At 42.8% G+C, this 19,992-nt stretch carries 21 protein-coding genes; 7 read left to right on the forward strand and 14 right to left on the reverse strand.

Translation table 11 applies throughout. The features are described from left to right. Nucleotide 1: 1 nt before the first annotated feature. The 5 genes from KTR06_RS06040 to KTR06_RS06060 form a co-directional block, all read right to left on the reverse strand. Nucleotides 2-433: a biotin/lipoyl-containing protein gene (locus KTR06_RS06040; RefSeq protein ID WP_004300895.1), complete on the reverse strand. Its 432-nt coding sequence runs from the start codon at nt 431-433 to the stop codon at nt 2-4. 24 nt (nt 434-457) lie between these two features. Then, entirely contained in the window at nt 458-1,378 is a 921-nt protein-coding gene (locus KTR06_RS06045; protein WP_008644873.1) for an OadG family transporter subunit, read from the reverse strand. A gap of 31 nt (nt 1,379-1,409) precedes the next feature. Continuing rightward, nucleotides 1,410-2,963: an acyl-CoA carboxylase subunit beta gene (locus KTR06_RS06050; RefSeq protein ID WP_004300890.1), complete on the reverse strand. Its 1,554-nt coding sequence runs from the start codon at nt 2,961-2,963 to the stop codon at nt 1,410-1,412. Nucleotides 2,964-2,991: 28 nt separating this feature from the next. After that, a complete protein-coding gene (gene mce / locus KTR06_RS06055) occupies nt 2,992-3,396 on the reverse strand; it encodes a methylmalonyl-CoA epimerase (RefSeq protein ID WP_002561104.1) in 405 nt (134 codons plus the stop codon). Between the two features lie 175 nt (nt 3,397-3,571). Continuing rightward, nucleotides 3,572-4,570: a GNAT family N-acetyltransferase gene (locus KTR06_RS06060; RefSeq protein ID WP_015533022.1), complete on the reverse strand. Its 999-nt coding sequence runs from the start codon at nt 4,568-4,570 to the stop codon at nt 3,572-3,574. A 150-nt stretch (nt 4,571-4,720) separates the two neighbouring features. Between KTR06_RS06060 and KTR06_RS06065 the strand changes: the two genes are divergently transcribed. Continuing rightward, the gene (locus KTR06_RS06065) at nt 4,721-5,263 is read left to right on the forward strand and encodes a carbonic anhydrase (protein ID WP_004300877.1); all 543 of its coding nucleotides are present in this window, start codon (nt 4,721-4,723) and stop codon (nt 5,261-5,263) included. Nucleotides 5,264-5,352: 89 nt separating this feature from the next. Here KTR06_RS06065 and KTR06_RS06070 read toward each other — a convergent pair whose 3' ends face one another. Next, a complete protein-coding gene (locus tag KTR06_RS06070) occupies nt 5,353-5,577 on the reverse strand; it encodes a hypothetical protein (protein ID WP_008026002.1) in 225 nt (74 codons plus the stop codon). Between the two features lie 180 nt (nt 5,578-5,757). Here KTR06_RS06070 and KTR06_RS06075 point away from each other — a divergent pair, with 180 nt between their 5' ends. From KTR06_RS06075 to KTR06_RS06095, 5 genes are all read left to right on the forward strand, one after another. After that, on the forward strand, nt 5,758-6,294 hold the full coding sequence (locus KTR06_RS06075) for a nitroreductase family protein (protein ID WP_008771322.1): 537 nt from the start codon (nt 5,758-5,760) through the stop codon (nt 6,292-6,294). Between the two features lie 2 nt (nt 6,295-6,296). Then, nucleotides 6,297-6,632: a hypothetical protein gene (locus KTR06_RS06080; RefSeq protein WP_004314220.1), complete on the forward strand. Its 336-nt coding sequence runs from the start codon at nt 6,297-6,299 to the stop codon at nt 6,630-6,632. Nucleotides 6,633-6,639: 7 nt separating this feature from the next. Further along, nucleotides 6,640-7,434, forward strand: coding sequence for a Rossmann-like and DUF2520 domain-containing protein (locus tag KTR06_RS06085; RefSeq protein ID WP_217290060.1), 795 nt, complete (start codon nt 6,640-6,642; stop codon nt 7,432-7,434). Then, nucleotides 7,415-7,936: an HAD family hydrolase gene (locus KTR06_RS06090; RefSeq protein ID WP_008026011.1), complete on the forward strand. Its 522-nt coding sequence runs from the start codon at nt 7,415-7,417 to the stop codon at nt 7,934-7,936. Before KTR06_RS06085 ends, KTR06_RS06090 begins: the two co-directional genes overlap by 20 nt. 70 nt (nt 7,937-8,006) lie before the next feature. Then, a complete protein-coding gene (locus tag KTR06_RS06095) occupies nt 8,007-8,588 on the forward strand; it encodes a Maf-like protein (protein ID WP_151923497.1) in 582 nt (193 codons plus the stop codon). A gap of 143 nt (nt 8,589-8,731) precedes the next feature. Here the strand turns inward: KTR06_RS06095 and KTR06_RS06100 are convergent, their stop codons facing one another. The 8 genes from KTR06_RS06100 to pheS form a co-directional block, all read right to left on the reverse strand. Further along, a complete protein-coding gene (locus tag KTR06_RS06100) occupies nt 8,732-10,939 on the reverse strand; it encodes a tetratricopeptide repeat protein (RefSeq protein ID WP_217290061.1) in 2,208 nt (735 codons plus the stop codon). A gap of 7 nt (nt 10,940-10,946) precedes the next feature. Then, entirely contained in the window at nt 10,947-12,131 is a 1,185-nt protein-coding gene (locus KTR06_RS06105; protein ID WP_004314226.1) for a DUF418 domain-containing protein, read from the reverse strand. 139 nt (nt 12,132-12,270) lie between these two features. After that, entirely contained in the window at nt 12,271-13,314 is a 1,044-nt protein-coding gene (locus KTR06_RS06110; RefSeq protein ID WP_217290062.1) for an OprO/OprP family phosphate-selective porin, read from the reverse strand. A 24-nt stretch (nt 13,315-13,338) separates the two neighbouring features. Continuing rightward, on the reverse strand, nt 13,339-14,316 hold the full coding sequence (locus KTR06_RS06115; RefSeq protein WP_217290063.1) for an ABC transporter substrate-binding protein: 978 nt from the start codon (nt 14,314-14,316) through the stop codon (nt 13,339-13,341). 117 nt (nt 14,317-14,433) lie between these two features. Further along, a complete protein-coding gene (pgk, locus tag KTR06_RS06120; protein ID WP_004300866.1) occupies nt 14,434-15,693 on the reverse strand; it encodes a phosphoglycerate kinase in 1,260 nt (419 codons plus the stop codon). A 93-nt stretch (nt 15,694-15,786) separates the two neighbouring features. Continuing rightward, nucleotides 15,787-16,464, reverse strand: a complete 678-nt coding sequence (gene nth, locus KTR06_RS06125; RefSeq protein WP_217290064.1) for an endonuclease III — start codon at nt 16,462-16,464, stop codon at nt 15,787-15,789. Then, entirely contained in the window at nt 16,461-17,660 is a 1,200-nt protein-coding gene (locus KTR06_RS06130; RefSeq protein ID WP_151923500.1) for an MFS transporter, read from the reverse strand. Before KTR06_RS06130 ends, nth begins: the two co-directional genes overlap by 4 nt. A 141-nt stretch (nt 17,661-17,801) precedes the next feature. Beyond that, nucleotides 17,802-18,821 carry a phenylalanine--tRNA ligase subunit alpha gene (gene pheS, locus KTR06_RS06135; protein ID WP_117683590.1) on the reverse strand — a complete coding sequence of 340 codons (1,020 nt, stop codon included), beginning with the start codon at nt 18,819-18,821 and terminating at the stop codon, nt 17,802-17,804. 120 nt (nt 18,822-18,941) lie between these two features. On the opposite strand from pheS, the gene KTR06_RS06140 reads away from it, so the two are divergent. Continuing rightward, entirely contained in the window at nt 18,942-19,919 is a 978-nt protein-coding gene (locus KTR06_RS06140) for an energy transducer TonB (protein ID WP_217290065.1), read from the forward strand. Nucleotides 19,920-19,992 lie beyond the last annotated feature (73 nt).

Consider the following 19,992-nt stretch of genomic DNA (forward strand, 5'->3'; position numbering starts at 1 on the left):
ATTATTCAATAATTACGAGGTCATTACCTTCAAGAACAGAGTCTCCCTTGTTGACGTTGATGGCAGTAATCTTACCGTCCTTATCCGCATTGATATTGTTTTCCATCTTCATGGCTTCCAATATGATAATGGTCTGTCCTTTCTTTACAGTATCGCCTACATTCACTTTGATGTCGAGGATCACACCCGGCAACGGAGATTTTACTCCTGATTTTCCGGTAGACGGAGCGGTCGGTTTCACTACTTGAGTAGGAGCAGCAGGAGCATTAGGCATCGGGCGTACTGTCACGGGTTTCGCAACAGGCTTCGGCTGTTTCTCCATTTCTACTTTATAGTGTGTACCGTTCACTTCTACATGAGCGATGTTGTCTTCAATATCTCCGATGGTTACTTTATATGAGTTACCGTTGATTTTATATTTATATTCTTTCATCGTTTTTACTTTTTAAAAGGTGACTTACTTTCTGGGAGGAGTTTCACGCAAAGTGTAAATCTTCGAACTCCATGGTGAGTAGCTGCGTTTTACGCGGGTGATGGTCAGCACCGTTTCTTCTACGTCGTGCACCTCATCCTGCATTTCGTGTAATGCCATAGAAATAGCAGCGTATACTTCGCCCGGAGCCTGTGACAGTTCCTTAGCTTCATGCTTGTCAATGCCTTTAGATTTCATAGCGTTGCGCTTGCTCAAATTAACGGCTACTTTTCCTACAATCTTAAAAGCAATAAAGAGAAGAATCAATCCGCAGAATACTACGCTCATGGCAGAAATGGACATTCCAACGCCATCAGCATCGTGTTCTTCAAACTTTTCCATCTTGGAATTGCTGTCAAGAGTCTTGTTGTTGGTGCTCGGAGTCACGTATTTGTCACCACTTCCACTTTTTACTTCCCATTCAGCTGCCCCGTCGCTTACACGAGCGTATGATTGGTTGGGACCGAGAGCGCCTGCGGGCACTACAATCTGGTCGAGCAACTTTTTGCCGGAGTCGAACAGACCCACCCAGTTAGCTGTTTCCGGATTCAGCTTGAAGCTGGTATGGAAAGTACCACGGTTAGGTTCGCCATCTGCCCAGAATAGTGCATGTTGGCGGGGTTTCACTAAGGTAAGTATATCACCTTTCGGGATAAAATAAGTAACTGTATCGCCCGGTTGGCTGCTTACTTTCAGCAAGCAAGCTGCCAGGTCGGCGCTACCGAATGATTTATTGAATATTTCAATCCATGCGCTGTGCAATCCGTAATCGTCCTGAAAATTACTCTGATTGTTTATCAGGATTTCGTTTAGCACCAGCTTATTGTTCGACTTTTGCTCTCCACAAGAAGTCAGACCAATCAGCAACAGCAAAGAAAGGAATATTCCGATTTTGGTTTTGTTCATAATCGTTCTTGTTTTAATGTGAAAAGTAGGATTACAACGGAATATTACCATGCTTCTTAGCCGGATTACTCAATTTCTTAGTCTGCAACTGCTGCAAAGCACGGATAACACGGAAACGTGTGTTGCGCGGTTCAATCACATCGTCAATGTAGCCATATTTAGCTGCATTGTAAGGATTGGCGAACAATTTCGTGTATTCTGCTTCTTTCTCTGCAAGGAATTGAGCAGGGTTTTCCTGATCTTTGGCTTCGCGTGCGTACAATACTTCTACTGCTCCTGCACCACCCATTACTGCGATTTCGGCAGTAGGCCATGCGTAGTTCATGTCACCGCGAAGTTGCTTACAGCTCATTACGATGTGAGAACCACCGTAAGATTTACGCAATGTGATAGTAACCTTAGGCACAGTAGCTTCACCGTAAGCATACAACAGTTTAGCACCATGAAGGATAACGCCATTGTATTCCTGACCTGTTCCCGGAAGGAATCCCGGTACGTCTACCAACGATACGATAGGAATATTGAATGCATCGCAGAAACGAACGAAACGTGCACCCTTACGAGATGCGTTACTATCGAGCACACCAGCCAGATACTTAGGCTGATTAGCAACGATACCTACCGATTGTCCGTTGAAGCGGGCGAAACCGATGATGATATTCTTTGCATAATCTTTCTGGATTTCAAGGAATTCACCGTTGTCCACAATAGCGCCGATCACTTCGTACATGTCATACGGTTTAGTAGGGCTGTCGGGGATAATATCGTTCAAAGAATCTTCCAGACGGTCGATTGGGTCTGTGCAATCTACATAAGGAGCTTCTTCAAGGTTGTTTTGAGGAATATAGCTCAACAGTTTGCGAATCAGTTCGAAACCTTCTTCTTCTGTTTGGGCGGTGAAATGAGTCACACCCGATTTAGTGGAGTGAACGCTTGCGCCACCGAGGTTTTCCTGGCTAACGTCTTCACCTGTAACGGTCTTCACCACTTTCGGTCCGGTGAGGAACATATAAGAAGTGCCTTCCATCATCAGTGTGAAGTCGGTCAGAGCCGGAGAATAAACAGCACCGCCGGCACAAGGACCGAAGATACCGGAAATCTGCGGAATAACACCTGAAGCAAGGATGTTGCGTTGGAAGATTTCTGCATAACCTGCCAAAGCGTTGATACCTTCCTGGATACGTGCACCACCCGAGTCGTTGATACCGATACAAGGAGCACCCATCTTCATGGCCTGATCCATAATTTTACAAATCTTCAATGACATCGTTTCTGACAGTGAACCGGCAGAAACAGTGAAGTCCTGTGCGAACACATATACCAGACGTCCTTCGATTGTACCGCAGCCGGTTACTACACCGTCTCCCGGATAATGTTTTTTCTCCATACCGAAGTTCGTGCATCTGTGCTCAACGAACATGTCCATTTCTTCGAAGCTACCCTCGTCAAGCAGCATAGCCAGACGCTCGCGTGCTGTGTATTTCCCTTTTTCATGTTGCTTCGCAATCGCTTTTTCACCGCCTCCGATACGTGCTACGGCACGGCGTTCAATAAGCTCTTTAATTTTTTCAAGTTGATTACTCATGAGTTCTTGTTGGTTTTAGAGTTTATGATTAATGTTCGCAGAGTTCTGTCAACACGCCCAAAGTTGATTTCGGGTGAAGGAAAGCAATATTCAAACCTTCGGCACCCTTGCGGGGAGCTTTGTCGATAAGGCGGATTTCTTTGCTTTCTGCTTCTGCCAAAGCATTGGCTACGCCATCTTCTACAGCAAAGGCAACGTGGTGAACACCTGCACCTTTGTTTTCAATGAATTTGGCAATAGTACTCTCCGGGCAAGTCGGCTCCAACAGTTCAATTTTGGTTTCGCCTACTTTTAAAAAAGCAGTTCTTACTTTCTGATCTTCCACTGTTTCAATGTTGTAACACTTCAGACCTAATACATTTTCGTAGTAAGGAAGGGCTTCTTCGATGCTTTTTACAGCAATGCCCAGATGTTCAATGTGTGAAATCTTCATAACTATACTTTTTTTATTTGGTTTTAATCATGTGCTTATATGGCATAAAACAGCACAAAGAAAGACATTTCTTACCTAATAAAGAAATATTTCTGCATTTAATTATTGGATTATTAAACAGAAAAAATGGTAGGGAAGGAGTATGAAGAGTTGTTTTGTAATCTTGAGATTACATTTAGACATAAAATTTGACTAAGAGTTTGTTCAGCCAATTCCAATTGACACGGAACCAGCGGCGGGTACTGCTTTGCTTTCCTCCGAATCGGAGAACGAAATCACGATAACCGTGTTTGCGGAACGGAAGTCCTACATCCATAAATTCCATGTGGCGGAATCCCCGTTGGCGGGCGTCTTCCAATGCCTTCCAAACGGCCAGCACTCCCGGATACTGAAGTGCGTATGTCTTTTTCATTCCCCCGGAGAACCAAAGGTAGGCGTCATCTCCCGAGTAGATACAGACGGAACCGCCAATGATTTTCTCTTTGTATTTTACTACGAATATTTTTGCCTGTTGTCCTTTGATTAGCATATCGTTCATGTGACGGAAAAAGTCGTTGGCAGGGAAATATCTACGTATGCGGGAGGAATAAACCTTGTGCAGCATCCGTGAGAAATCGTGTATTTCTTCCACGGTATGTGCCTCCTCTACTTTGGCTCCATTCTTGAGTCCTTTTTTTATCTGACGGATGCGTGACGGGCTGAACCGGTCTTCCGTCTTTTTCATACTGTGCAGCGAATTGCGTACCCGCAGCCAATTGACAGGGAAATAATCATTGGCACGGAAAACCCGGTAACCGAACATCGAATTATTGAGGTTCCGGAATTCGATCAGGACACAGCTGCGCGATGCTTCTTGTGTGAGATGTTCGAGCATATCGCCAAAGATTTCTTCTGCCTTTTCTTTGTTGGTCGAAAGCGACTCATCCAGAAATTCACCTTCGCTATATACTACGCAATGTTTTACTAAAGAGGAGGGAAGCCACTTTTTCGCTTTGCGGATGGCGGCAAGCAGGCGTGCCACAGGTCTGCCGTCTTCTGTTGCCACTATTAATAAAGGAGTATAGCCCGGAGTCGCTTCATAAATCTGAAATAACTCTTTGGAATGGAAGGCGTTTTTTCCGGGCAATTCAGGAATGTCCTTCCCATGATAATATGTGGTTAGTTTAAGTGGCATCTAGGTACAAATTTACACTTTTTATTCTTTATTCAACAACAAAACGGAGAATTTGTTGGAGTTGCTTGATATATATAGTTGTAAAAAATGCACCTTTATATATTTTTTCTATCTTTGCGTAATCGAACAGAACTTTTAAAAAGCGGAACTATGTTAGAAGAAATTTTAGCTTACAACAAGCAATTTGTTGAGAACAAGGGATACGAATCGTATATTACTAATAAATATCCCGATAAGAAAATAGCTATTCTTTCCTGTATGGACACCCGACTGACTGCTTTGCTTCCAGCCGCATTAGGAATTAAGAATGGTGATGTAAAAATGATAAAAAATGCAGGTGGCGTTATTTCCCATCCTTTCGGTAGCGTGATACGTAGTTTGCTCGTTGCTATTTTTGAGTTGGGGGTAGAGGAAATAATGGTGATTGCTCATTCTGACTGTGGAGCTTGCCACATGCACAGTGAAGTAATGCTCGAAAAAATGAAAGCACGCGGGATCAATCCGGATTATATTGACATGATGCGTTTCTGCGGAGTTGACTTTCATTCGTGGCTGGATGGTTTCGAAGATACAGAAAAGTCGGTGAGAGGAACAGTAGATTTTATCGTGCGTCATCCTTTGATCCCTTCAGATGTGACAGTCTACGGGTTTATTATTGATTCTACAACCGGGGAATTAACTCGGATTGTATAGATAATTAGATAGATTAGGTAAATAGATAAACTTCTTTTTTAATCCCTTAAATATAGTGACGCTATCCTATCATGATAGTGACGCCATTCCTATTGTATAGTGTCGCTATGTCTGGAGGATAGTGACGCTATTTTGAAGACAAAAAAATAAGGCAGCTTTTTATCGGCTGCCTTTATCTTTCTGCGGTTATATACTTTCTTTGACTGGTGCACTCGTTTGTGACAAATAGGGTGCCCGTACATCTCAATTTCTGCCTCACGGCTGGCTTTACGATTCGCTTTAATGTAATCGTCTTGTGTAATTCGCTTTTTCATAATGAAATTATTTATCTGTGCAAAGATACAATATATTCTTCATTTAGTGGAGTATTTGGCACTCTTTTCATGTCATAGATTCCCTTCTGACAATAGAAATGAAAAAGATACTTTTATTTCCTATTACGCTCGGTTTGCATTATCTTTGCATACATTAATCAAATGAAACCGGAAAATAATATGGAAAATTTCAGTGAATTAATAAAGAACCGTCGTAGTATGCGGAAGTTCACCGATGAAGAGTTGACACAAGATCAGGTCGTTACGTTGATGAAAGCAGCTTTGATGTCTCCCTCTTCCAAACGTAGTAATAGTTGGCAGTTTGTAGTGATTGATGATAAAGAGGTATTGAAAGAATTGTCTCATTGTAAGGAACAGGCTTCTTCATTCATTGCCGACGCTGCTTTGGCAATTGTGGTAATGGCCGATCCGTTGGCCAGTGATGTTTGGATTGAAGATGCTTCTATTGCTTCTATCATGATACAGTTGCAGGCCGAAGATCTCGGCTTGGGAAGCTGCTGGGTGCAGGTCCGCGAACGTTTCACTGCTACCGGAATGCCTTCCGATGAATTTGTTCATGGAATCTTGGGTATTCCTCTGCAACTTCAAATTCTTTCCGTTATTGCTATCGGACATAAAGGGATGGAACGTAAACCTTTCAACGAAGAACATCTTCAATGGGAGAAAATTCACATAAATAAATTCGGAGGAAAATAAATATGGGAGCTGCTAAAGCGAGTAACAGCAAAGATACTTATTTGGCTACTGCTGTTACCTTTATCGTTATCGGAGCACTTTATCTGATTGATAAACTGATTCATTTCTCCACTATTGGACTACCTTGGGTGATGAATAAAGACAATATGTTATTGTATGCTTCGATCTGTTTTCTTATTTTCAAACGCGATAAATCAATTGGTTTTGTGTTACTTGGTCTTTGGCTGGTGATGAATATCAGTCTGGTAATATCATTGCTGGGTTCGTTATCCGGGTATCTGCTGCCATTGACTTTGCTCATTGTCGGCATCATTTTATTCTGGTTTGCAAAACGGTAAGGAAATAATGAAGAGAAGTATAGAAGATACACCGATTGTGTTTATTGGCGCAGGTAATCTGGCTACTAATCTGGCGAAGGCTCTCTATCATAAAGGCTTCCGTATTGTGCAGGTATATAGCCGGACCATGGAATCTGCCCGTACTTTAGCCGAGAAAGTTGAAGCTGAATATACTACAGATTTACAGGAAGTCTCCAAAGATGCCAAATTGTATATTGTATCTTTGAAAGATGCCGCTTTAGTAGATTTGTTGCCGCAGATAACAGAAGGAAAACAGAATTCTTTGTTGGTGCATACCGCGGGAAGTATCCCGATGAGTATTTGGGAAGGGTATGCAGAACGGTATGGAGTATTTTATCCGATGCAGACATTCAGCAAACAACGTGAAGTCAATTTTCAGGAAGTGCCTTTCTTTGTTGAAGCGAAACGACCGGAAGATGTAGAGTTCTTGAAAGCTGTTGCTGCCACTCTTTCGGAGAAAGTTTACGAAGCTTCTTCCGAGCAGCGTAAAAGCCTTCATTTGGCTGCTGTTTTTATCTGCAACTTCACAAATCACATGTATGCATTAGCTGCTGATTTGCTTGAAAAATACAACTTGCCTTTCGATGTCATGCTTCCGCTGATAGATGAAACGGCACGTAAAGTACACGAACTGGCACCACGTGATGCACAGACCGGACCCGCTGTTCGTTACGATGAGAATGTGATGAACAATCATCTTGCCATGTTGGTAGATTCTCCGGCATTGCAGGAAATATATAAACTAATGAGCAAAAGTATCCATGAGCACCATCAACTATGATTTATCCCGTATCAAGGCTTTAGCTTTTGATGTAGACGGAGTATTGAGTTCGACAACCGTACCTTTGCATCCTTCCGGAGAGCCGATGCGTACTGTGAATATCAAAGATGGGTACGCTATCCAGTTGGCTGTGAAAAAAGGACTTCACATAGCCATCATCACCGGTGGCCGTACAGAAGCAGTGCGTATCCGTTTTGAAGGACTGGGAGTGAAGGATCTGTATATGGGATCCGCCGTCAAGATACACGACTATCGTGATTTTCGTGATAAATACGGACTGACCGATGATGAAATTCTCTATATGGGCGATGATGTTCCGGATATTGAAGTGATGCGTGAATGTGGACTTCCATGTTGTCCGAAAGATGCCGTGCCGGAAGTGAAATCCGTAGCAAAGTATATCTCTTATGCAGACGGCGGACGTGGCTGCGGACGTGATGTAGTGGAGCAAGTACTGAAAGCTCATGGTCTGTGGATGGCAGAAGATGCTTTCGGCTGGTGAAATCAACTGGTGACATCAATAAAAAGTATTTTCAACCATAAACCATAAATTATAAATCATAAATCGAATCATGCTTGATAATTTAAAGAAATATCAGATTATACTAGCCTCCAATTCTCCCCGTCGGAAAGAATTGATGTCAGGCTTGGGAGTGGACTATGTAGTCAGAACATTGCCGGATGTAGACGAGTCATATCCGGATACATTGGTTGGTGCTGAAATACCCGAATATATTGCTCGTGAAAAAGCAGATGCCTACCGTACCATGATGCAGCCGGGAGAATTATTGATTACAGCAGATACCATTGTCTGGATGGATGGAAAAGTACTTGGAAAACCGGAAGGTAGGGAAGGAGCCATTGAAATGCTTCGTGCTCTTTCGGGAAAGTCTCATCAAGTTTTCACAGGTGTTTGCTTGACTACTACCGAATGGCAAAAAAGCTTTACCGCTTCTTCCGAAGTATTGTTTGATGTCTTGTCAGAAGATGAAATCCAGTATTATGTCGACCTCTATCAGCCGATGGATAAGGCAGGAGCCTATGGTGTCCAGGAATGGATCGGGTATATCGGTGTGAAATCAATTTCAGGTAGCTTCTATAATATTATGGGACTTCCCATACAGAAGTTGTATGGAGAGTTGAAAAAGTTATAGTAAGGATCCTGAATCTATCTGAATATTTCTACTTACCCCAATAATATGAGAAGGCTGCCTCAAAATAGAAAATGAGGCAGCCTTTTTCTGTATTCTTAAGCAGGGACATTTGCTGAATATCCCGAATTGAAAGATGCAGGAGACTATAATAAATCCAACATCAGAGGAATGTCCTCTTCTCGAATCCCTTGTGTGAGAAGGGATTCTTCATCTTTGTGGAACATCTCCAAGAATCTTTCCCGGTTCCCACTAGCTGTAATGGCTTTTCCGTAGAAAACGGCAGCTTTCTGAATATCTCCCATTACCCAGGCCACATGCCCTGCGTTCATATAATCAATAGCCAGCGGCTTTTGCTCAATAATCTTTTCATAATATTTCATCGCCTGTTCATATTTCTGGCTGATGAACGAGCACCAACCGATGCCGCGCCATGCCTTTATACAATTGTTATCGATGAAATCCAATTTGAAGAAATAATTCAGAGCTTCTTCATATTGTCCCAGTTCAGCCAGGCAACTACCGATATAGAAAGTCACATTGGTATCTTCCGGAGCAGCTTCTTCTACCTTTTTATAATAAGTGAGTGCAGCCTGATAGTTTCTGTTTAACCGGTAACAAATAGCCAGGTGGCGATTGTTCCAGATATTATCCGGCTTCAGCGTATCTGCTTTCAGATAAGCCTGAATAGCTTCTGCATATTTCTTTCTTTTCTGTAATGCATAGCCAAACTTCTGATAATATTCTGCACTTTCTCCTTCGAATCCTCCAATAGACTCCAGTTCTTCATAAATTTCAATAGCCTCGTCCCAACGTTCCTTTGCCAGATAAAAATCGGCAATGGGGAATAATACATCTTCCCAATACAAGATATTGTCGAGTGCAGGAACGTGATGAAGGTCGAGTTTCTCTTTAAAAATATCTCTGAACTCACTCTTGCGTACACTAAGTTTGAAGAAACGGTACAAGTCGTGCAGGTATTGGTTACTGACCGTTCCCGGACGTTCATTGAACCTCTTCATTGTTTCAACATTCGATTTCTCTGCCAATTCTGCCACCTGCTGTTCGTTCAACTGACTCAACATCATATCTTGTTGCGACTGTGGCAATTGATGAATCGTGAAAAAGAGCGAGTACTTATCGCTGTTGCTGAAAAAGCCCGATTGAAGAATTAAGTCCAGTAAACTGCCGCCTTGATTTCCCGCTTGTTTCATTGCTTTGAGCACATTGGACTGTTGCTTGCTGAATGGATAAAACCAGTTATGCACCTCACGGAAGAACGGATAATTTTTCAATGCGGCAAAAGTGCTCATATACACATCTGCGCCCTCTAATTGCAATTCGTTCATTTCACGCAATTTATCTCCCAGGCCGGACTTCTCGAACGCATCTTCCCAATCCGGGTTCATATCATTGTTTTCTTCATCGTTTTCTTCAAAACCGAATCGCATATTTTTCATGGAGGAAACATTCTTCAGCATTTCAGGAATAATCTCTTCCCTCATCTTCTTATCAATTTTTTCCGTTTCCTGACACAATAGCATTTGGCGGTAAATACGTGCGACGTCTTCTCTGAATGAAGGTATTTCCTCCATGAGATCTACCCTTTTGATAAGTTCCGGATAAAAAGAAAGACGGCTTCTGTAGATGTGGAAGATAATCATTGTACCTACCAATGCCCGTTGGCTGACGTTGACGTTAGGGTGTTCGTAAGCATTGAGCAGCCACATTATTTTTCGTATGTCGAAACATTCCATCAAGCTCAATGTGAGGGCACTGACAAATAAGCATAAGTCATCTCCCGGAAGTAATTCCGAGGCAAGCATAGCTTTTGCGTCTTCCTCGTCCTCGGGAGTCCATGCACTGTTTGTCCATGTTCTTATAAACATAAACTTGAGCGTATCTTCATGCCGTCTTAAAACTTCATCCATCTTTTCGTCAGACAGTAATCCGCTGACTGCCAAGTCGTCATTAAATGACTCCAATATGTGTAATATTGTTTTGATACCATAGTTCGACAAGTCCGTCGATCTGGGAGTGCGGCGTACCTCATGATAATATCTTGATGAAGCGTTGTCCAACATGAGCAAACGTGATTGGTCGGCAATTCCCCAGGTGTCTGCTACCATTTTTTGATACAGATTCCACCGGTCAGGGTCGTTTGCTCCCTGTTTCATGTATTCCAGCATATATTTGTAAGAGGTCTGCAATTGTTCCAGGCGAGTGCGCAAATCCCAGTCAGGACATTGCCACAGCAAAGATTCCAACTGCATTAAGGCTTCTTTGAGTCTTTTCTCTTCAAGTAAAGTACGTATATATGCGTATTGTTCATTAATCGTTTTTTCGTTCATCATTCTTTAATTATTTATTTTTTCCAATCCAGGTCAAACGTTTCCAGAGACCTTCAAAAGGACCGTGCTTATGGTGTCGGAGCCACCACGAACAAAATACCATTTGTAATAGAACAAAAAGGATGCCAAAAAGGAAACTGTAAGTGATTCCTAAATATCGTCCAAGTTCAAATCCCCAATGATAGAACAAAAGAGAACCGAAAATAGATTGCCCGAGGTAGTTCGTTAAACTCATTTTACCATAAGATGTGAAACGCATAAAGAAACTGCGGTCTTTCACACGGTAGAAAGTCAGCAGTAATCCTGTTACCAGCAATACCATGAAGCTAAGGCTGCTGAATGAACTTAATATCAATTGCAAGGGAACAAGGATGGCACTTCGTTCGATGAATTCCGGCAGCATATTGTTCAATCCGTAGATGGGGAAGAAGCAGAGAAGCGAAACGGCCAATGCCTTTAACCACAGGCGTTCGTTCTGTTCGCTGTACAGGAAATATTTGCGGCGACCGACAAGCATTCCGAATAAGAATAACCCCGGTGTCTGTAAGATACGTCCATGTTCCAGTGCCCAGGTCATATTGGCCAGTTGTCCTTCCCACATATTCATGCGGACTGTTTCGAGGAAAGTTCCGTTCTTTTGTACGTCGAAAGCAATGCTGAAATAATAACCTGCCAAACTTTTTCCTGCCACATAGTCAGGATTACACAAAGCATAAATCAATTTCACCCAGTCGATAGGTTGTAGAATTAATAAAGTAGCGAAGATGACAACCGTGCGGTCGCTCATCCGGCAGAATATCGGAAGGATAATTCCTAAAATCGCATACATAGTCAATATTTCACCGGTAAAGAAAGCGGCATTGAACTGTCCTATCATGAAGAGAATGAATAATCTCCATAAAAAACGCAAGCGGAAATCTTTCCCTCTCCGTTGTTGGTTGTTGTCCTGAATGTAGAAACTGAAACCGAAGAGCAGGGCAAACACAGCGTATGCTTTGTTACTGAATGTGAAGAATAATCCTCTCCAAATAGCCTGATCGGTAAATTTCATCCATTCAAAAGGTACTTCTTCTGGGAAAGAGTAGAAATTAAAATGTTCAATACTGTGTAAGAGAATAATTCCCATTACTGCTAATCCTCTTAATACGTCGGCCACGTCTATTCGGGCGTTGGTTTCCGCGATTTTGTGTTCCATGATTTCTTCGTTTCTGTTATTTATAAGGTTGATATTCTATAATTATTTGATTCCGCTGTTTCAATTCTGCTACTCCAGCCCTAATACCGGATGCTAATACTTAATACTTGATACTTAATACTTGATACTTAATACTTGATTAAAACCTTACCTGCACCTGTGCCTGTATCAGATTGGAGTTTTTTTGTCCGTCTCCTTTCTTGTCGCAAAAGGTATATTGTGCTTGTAAGCGGCATCTAGGGTAGAACCAGTATTGTACGCCTGCAATATAGTTATTCTGTTTGAAATCAGCAGCTTTGTTCGGGTTGAAATAATCGAACGAAGCGATGAAATCGAAATTCCGGGCGAAGCGTACACTGCCTGTTGCATAGAAACCTTCGCTTTTCACACTCCGGTCTTTTCCGGCAAGATATTCCGTGCGCAGATTAAAGGTGGAAGTGGTGACAACCCCTCCTGCACTCCAGCGTTTCTTGGCGTAATTTTCTCCGGCTTTAATTCCGGTATATTCCGAATCTGCTATGGCATGTCCTGTTCCGCGGATAAACGAACCACCTACGGATAACCATTTCAGCGGATTAACCATCAAGTTACCGACTACATCTTTTTGACTGTTTTTGTCTTTGGTGTTCAATCCTTGTCCGTTCATTACGGCCACTTTGTATTGCAGGAAGTCACGAAATAATTTTCCGTGAAGCATCATACCGATATCCCGTCCGGACGTCATTCCGTAACACTTATCGCTACCGCTTACTCCCGCCAGATAACAAACAGACTGTGAATAACAATTGATGAGTTCTACTGTGGTAGGAGATAATTCATTTTCTATGGTATAGGGAACCTTGAATTCACCGATACGTGCCGTAAGTCCGGGGAGAAACTGATAATCGGTATACACTTCGAGTAACATGCCCCCATTGTAGAAGTCATACATAAAATCACAAGTCCACCGTTTGGTGATCTTTCCGTGTGCCATGAAAATGATTCGTTTGATGTCGAATGTATTGTCCGGGTTCGCTGCATCGTCATAAGTATATCCCAATTGGGCATATCCGGAGAGACTAATCCGTTCTTTCAGTGTGTTGACAACTTGATTTAGTGGTGTCTGCTCCTGTGCCAGGAGAGGATTTTGCATACCTGTAATGCATAATACAAAGGTTAAGAATTGGAGTAGTGTTTTTCGCATGAGTTAGTTGTTATTTGATTTTGATTATGGTTGATACTGTATTATGGTTGATACTGTGGGGATATACGTTGTGTCAATCAGATTCTTTTCAGAGTAGGTTTCGGGGATTCGGTGGTTTTCTTTCAACCAGTGTATAGCTTTATCTATCCCTTCAGCCGAAGGGCGTTTTGCTTTTTGATAATTGGGGAGGGCGACGAGTCCTGTCAGATTTTCCGGTACACCTATTTCTATCAGCACTTGCTCCCATTCCTTCTGTGGATGCATTTTTATATAATCTACTCCCAGATTATAACCTGTGATGAGTAGTTCGATTTCTTTTCTTTTTTCGTTGAGCGCTTTTCGTGAAAAAGCGGTAGCCGTAAAATCAATGCCCAATTCCTGTGTACTTACCAATGAACGATGCTGGCTGTTCATGGCGATGGATGCGGCAGGGTCGGGCAGGAAAGAGGCGTCAATCTGATTGTACTGCAACATTTGCAGCCGGAGAGGAAGCTGGCCGATTTCCGGCATATTCATTTCTGAAAGACTGATTCCGGCTTTGCTTAATAACTGGGCGGTAGCATATTCGATAACTGTGTTGCGTGACACAGCAATATTCTTTTCCTTGAGCTGTTCCAGTTGATTGATATTACTTTCTTTAGAGACAATGAAACAGAAATAACCATCATTTTTCAGGACGAGCCCTAAATCAGCATGATGGATAGCTTGCAGCATTACTGCGCTGGGATAGTCGGTAATCATGCCGTCCATTTTCCCGGCCTGGAAAGCAGCGTCCCGGTCGTTGGCAGAGTTGAATGAAAGAATAGTCAGGTTCAGCCCTAATGAATCGTAGATGCCTTGTGTTTTAGCTATATGGAAAGGGAGTCCGTCCAGTGTAGGCATCATGCCCAGGGTGAGTGGTTGCAGTTCGGTTAGAGGTAAAAAAGAGCCGTCTCCTTTTTTACTCTGACAGGAGTAAAGGAAGAGAAGGATGAACCAAAAGAGTAGTATCGGTCTTTTCATACCTCGTTTTTGTAAATAAGAGGAACTCCGTTTTTTATAAATAAGGGCAACTCTTTTCACAAAGAACTGCCCTCTTATCATTAACTATTTAAAAAATTAACTAATTATCTAGTTCTATTATTCTTGGATAGCAGCGATACCCGGAAGAACTTTTCCTTCGATTGCTTCGAGCAATGCGCCACCACCGGTTGAAACGTAAGATACACCGCTAGCCAAACCGAACTTGTTAACACAAGCTACAGAGTCGCCACCACCCACAAGTGAGAATGCGCCGTTCTTAGTGGCTTCAACGATTGCTTCACCTACTGCACGTGAGCCGTGAGTGAAGTTGTCAAATTCGAATACGCCTGTAGGACCGTTCCAAAGAATAGTCTTAGATTCTTTGATAACGTTAGCGAAGATTTCTTCAGTCTTAGGACCGATGTCAAGACCTTCCCATCCGTCAGGAATTTCGTCAACAGCACAGAATTTAGTATTTGCGTCGTTAGAGAATGCGTCAGCAATCTTAGCGTCAACAGCCAATACCAGGTTTACACCTTTTTCTTTTGCTTTCTTCATCAAATCCAAAGCCAGGTCAAGTTTGTCGTCCTCACAGATAGAGATACCGATTTTACCACCCATCGCTTTAGTAAATGTATAAGTCATACCACCGGCGATGATTAAGTTGTCTACCTTGCTCAACAGGTTTTCGATGATTTCGATTTTAGAAGAAACTTTAGAACCACCCATGATAGCAGTGAACGGACGTTTGATGTCGTTCAATACTTTGTCAACGGCTTTCACTTCTTTTTCCATCAGGTAACCGAACATCTTGTTGTTTACATCGAAATATTTAGCGATCAATGCTGTAGAAGCGTGTGCACGGTGAGCAGTACCAAATGCGTCGTTTACGTAGCAGTCAGCGTAAGAAGCCAATTTCTTGGTAAATTCTTTCTGGCTTTCTTTTACTGCTTTCTTGGCAGCAGCTTTTTCTTCGTCAGTTGCATCTTCTGCCAAACCTCTTGGTTTGCCTTCTTCTTCAGCATAGAAGCGAAGATTTTCGAGCAACAGCACTTCTCCCGGTTGCAGAGCAGCAGCTTTTACAGCAGCTTCTTCGCCCATGCAGTCGTTAGCGAACTGAACTTCAACGCCCAGCAATTCAGACAGATGCTTGATGATATGTTTCAAAGAGAATTTATCGGCAACGCCTTTCGGACGGCCCAGGTGAGAGCCAATGATGATGCTTCCGCCGTCTGCCAGGATCTTCTTCAAAGTAGGAAGAGCTGCACGCATACGAGTGTCATCTGTAATGTTGAAGTTTTCGTCCAGGGGTACATTGAAGTCCACGCGAACAAATGCCTTTTTACCGGCAAAATTGAATTTGTCAATTGTCTGCATAATACTCTATTTTTATTTAAAAGTGTTTTTAAAATTCTTCTTTTAGAACGACCGCAAAGTTACTATTTATTTCGGTTCCTTGCTATTAAATCGTTATTTATTCTTGGCTTTTGGTTCCTCTTTTGTAACTTTATAGGTGTTACAGAAATATTTGCACATCATTTGCAAACCACAGGTGTCACATTTGGGAGCGCGTGCCTGACAAACATAACGACCATGCAGAATGAGCCAATGGTGGGCAATCGGTATTAGTTTTTCCGGAATATTCTTCACCAATTCTTTTTCCACACTGAACGGGGTAGTGCAACTATCCGGCACCAGTCCGATGCGATGGCTGACACGGAATACGTGTGTATCTACCGCCATTGCAGCCTTATTGAACACAACCGACTGGATGACATTGGCTGTTTTTCTTCCTACACCGGGCAACTTTATCAAATCATCCAGATTGTCGGGCACCTGACTGTTGAAGTCATTCACCAGCATCTTTGCCATACCGACCAGATGTTTGGCTTTGTTGTTCGGATAGGACACACTTCGTATATATTCGAAAATAACTTCCGGCGTAGTGGCTGCCAGCGCTTCCGGAGTCGGAAAATCTTTATACAAAGGGGGAGTGATCATATTCACCCGTTTGTCCGTACATTGTGCAGAAAGAATAACAGCGATCAGCAACTCATACGGATTGTTGTAATGCAGTTCGGTCTCGGCTACAGGTACATTGTCCTGAAACCAGGCGATTACTTTCTCATAACGTTCTTTCTTTCTCATCGTAGCTTGTTTTTATGGTAATGAGGCGTCACTTTTAGTTTGAAATAGAGGGCGGAAACTACCGTCAGGCAGGCTCCGAAAAGATAAGCCTTATCAAATGTACTAATTTCTGCGATATATCCACCGGTCAGCATACCGATACCGATTCCTACGTCCCAAGAGGTAAGATAAGTGGAAGTGGCTGTTCCCCGCTGGTTATTGGGGGCAAGGTTGACAAACAACGTATTAAATGCCGGAAACATGATTCCAAATCCGACCCCCATCAACAATGCGATACCAAAAAACAGGATATTGCAAACAGTATCATTCCATTGAATCAGATACACACAGGCTGAAAGCAGGAAGAAACTGCAAACAACCAGATATAATCCGGCTATTATTACTTGTGTTATTTTTCCGCGATCCACCAGTTTTCCCGAAAAGATGCGGGAGATTGCCATGCCGACAGCCATAAAGGTAAAGAAGAATCCGGTTTGCGTGTTCAATCCTATTTGGCGGGCATACATGGCGACATAGTTGGTCGTCATTCCGTAAGGGATGGAAAGTAACAATAGGCTAAATCCGGCTGGCAATCCTTTCATCAAAATAAAACGGTCGAGTGAAATCGGTTCACGTTTCACAGGAGGTTTATAGGGCGTTTTTACCAGACTGGCACATAGAAAACCCAAAATGCAGGAACCGAATGCGTAACAGAAGATCGTAGCAAAAGAGACTCCTGCATCGTGCAGAAACAGTCCGAACATCGGCCCGATGGACATAGCTGTATTGTTGGTAAGCCCGTAATAGCCTAAACCTTCTCCACGGCGGGAAGATGGCATAATGTCTATCACTACCGTGTTTCCTCCTACTGTAACCATTCCGAAAGAGATGCCATGAATGATTCGGAATATAATAAATAAGGTAAGGGAGCCGGCTATTAAATATCCACCGAACATCATCATAAAGATGAAGTAAGCAAACAGATAAAGAGGTTTACGGGCAAACGTGTCGAGCAGATAACCGGAAAACGGACGGATGCAGAGAGCGGCTACCGTATAGCAGGAAAGTACAATGCCAATAGTGGAATTTCCAGTTTGGAAGAATTCTGATAAATAGAACGGCAAAACAGGAATCAACAACCAAAAGCCGAAGTAGAGCAGGAAGTTGGCTGCCAAGATGAAACAATAACTGGGAGTAATGAGTCTATCCTTTGCCATTGGAATTATTTACGATTAGACGATTTACTATTTACGATTGGGAGTGCCCATTCGGATAGTGAAAATATAGAGTGATTGAAAATTTACGATTTACGAGAGACGTTACCATCAATCGTAAATCGTAAATTGTCCAATCGTAAATTAATATGCCGCTTCGAATTCTTTCAGGAAGCGAGTATCATTTTCAGAGAACATACGGAGGTCTTTCACCTGATATTTCAGGTTTGTGATACGCTCGATACCCATACCGAGAGCATAACCGCTGTATATTTTGCTGTCTATACCGTTAGATTCAAGTACGTTCGGGTCTACCATACCGCAACCGAGGATTTCTACCCAGCCGGTGTGTTTACAGAACGGACAACCTTTACCGCCGCAGATATTACAGCTGATGTCCATTTCCGCACTAGGTTCAGTGAACGGGAAGTAAGACGGACGCAGACGAATCTTTGTATCAGCACCGAACATTTCTTTAGCGAAAAGCAACAATACTTGTTTCAAGTCGGTGAACGATACGTTTTTGTCTACATACAACGCTTCTACCTGATGGAAGAAACAGTGTGCGCGATAGCTGATTGCTTCGTTACGATACACACGTCCCGGACAGATGATGCGGATAGGAGGTTGTGAAGTTTCCATCACACGGGTCTGTACGGAAGAAGTATGCGTGCGCAATACTACGTCCGGGTGAGCTTCGATAAAGAAAGTGTCCTGCATATCGCGTGCCGGATGATCTTCGGCAAAGTTCAGTGCCGAGAATACATGCCAGTCATCTTCAATTTCCGGACCTTCAGCGATGCTGAATCCCAGGCGGGCAAAGATATCGATGATTTCGTTCTTTACAATGGTGAGCGGGTGGCGTGTACCAAGTTCCACGGGATAAGCCGAACGCGTTAAATCCAATCCGTCACAATCATTGTCCTGACTTTCAAACAATTCTTTCAGCGCGTTGATTTTGTCCTGCGCTTTTGTTTTCAGTTCATTCAGTCTCATGCCGACTTCTTTTTTCTGATCGGCAGCTACATTACGGAAATCTGCCATTAAGTCGTTAATGGCTCCCTTCTTACTTAGGTATTTGATGCGGAGAGCTTCGAGTTCTTCGGCATTGGAGGCGTGTAAGGCTTCCACCTCTTTCAGAAGTTGTTCAATCTTAGCTATCATATTTTCGATGTATTGTTATTCAGTTTCTTAGTAAAAACCGTGCAAAGATATAATTTTATCACGAACCATCGAAATAATTTGTATCTTTGTTGCCGATATGTACCGAAAATCCGGCAACTTATGAAAAAGATTGTTTTCTGTCTTCTGCTTTTAACCTTTTCTTTTCGCCTGGCGGCCCAGATTGACTATTTGGAGCCGGTGAAACCTTTTTCTTCTTATACAGGCGAGTTAGGCGAATATTACCGTAGTGTGTTTTCTTTACTTAATACTGGCTTTCAGAAACAGCCATACGCGCGTTTCGCAGCTATCCCTTCCTTTTCGCCGGAGTATGCAATGTCGGTAGAAAGGAAAAACGGGCGTTATACGCTGATTTCGAATACACTATCCCGTACCTATTGGCAGGCGGAGAAGGGGACAGTGACGGTGGATACTAAATCGGTTGTCATCAGTGCTTCCCTGTATCAGTCTTTAGGGGCCATCTTTCGTTTGGTGACAGAGCAGGTGCAGGATCTGGATGGTTCTACGGCTGGTTTAGATGGAATTGTCTATTATTTTTCTTCTACGGACGCAAAAGGCAAAGAGCGGATGGGACGAAAATGGTCGCCGGAAAAAGGAACGTTGATGGAACGTCTTGTATTGGTTTGTCAGTCGGCATATATGTTATCTCGGGGAGAGAATATTTTGGAACAGACATTGGCGGAAGAGGCTGCTTCTTTATTGAAAGCATTGCAACAGCGTAGTAAGGAAGAACCGGATGCTTATAAACAACCGATGTATGTTGGAATTTATCCGGTAGGTCCCCGCGCAAAGACGCTTTCCGGAAGGCAGGTGGAAGAACCTGCTCATTTCTCTGCGAAGAGTCCGGAAGAATATATTGCCAATGAAATGGTTTATCCGGCAGGACTTTTAGAGAAGAATGTTTCGGGTTATGCTTTGTGTGAGTTTACTATTGATAAGGAAGGGGTTATCCTTCGTCCTCATATTCTACGTTCCACTCATCCGGAATTTGCAGAGGAGGCTCTCCGCATTGTTAAAGGGATGCCGAAATGGTCCCCTGCATTGGCGGGAGGAAAGCCGGCGGATAGTGTAGTGTACTAAATAAGTTGACACTTCTTCAATGCGAAATTCCCATGAAAGAATTAAAAAAGAAGTACACTCCTTACACAGAATC

It is taken from the genome of Bacteroides sp. MSK.20.12, from assembly GCF_019052435.1.
GTDB lineage: Bacteria > Bacteroidota > Bacteroidia > Bacteroidales > Bacteroidaceae > Bacteroides > Bacteroides xylanisolvens.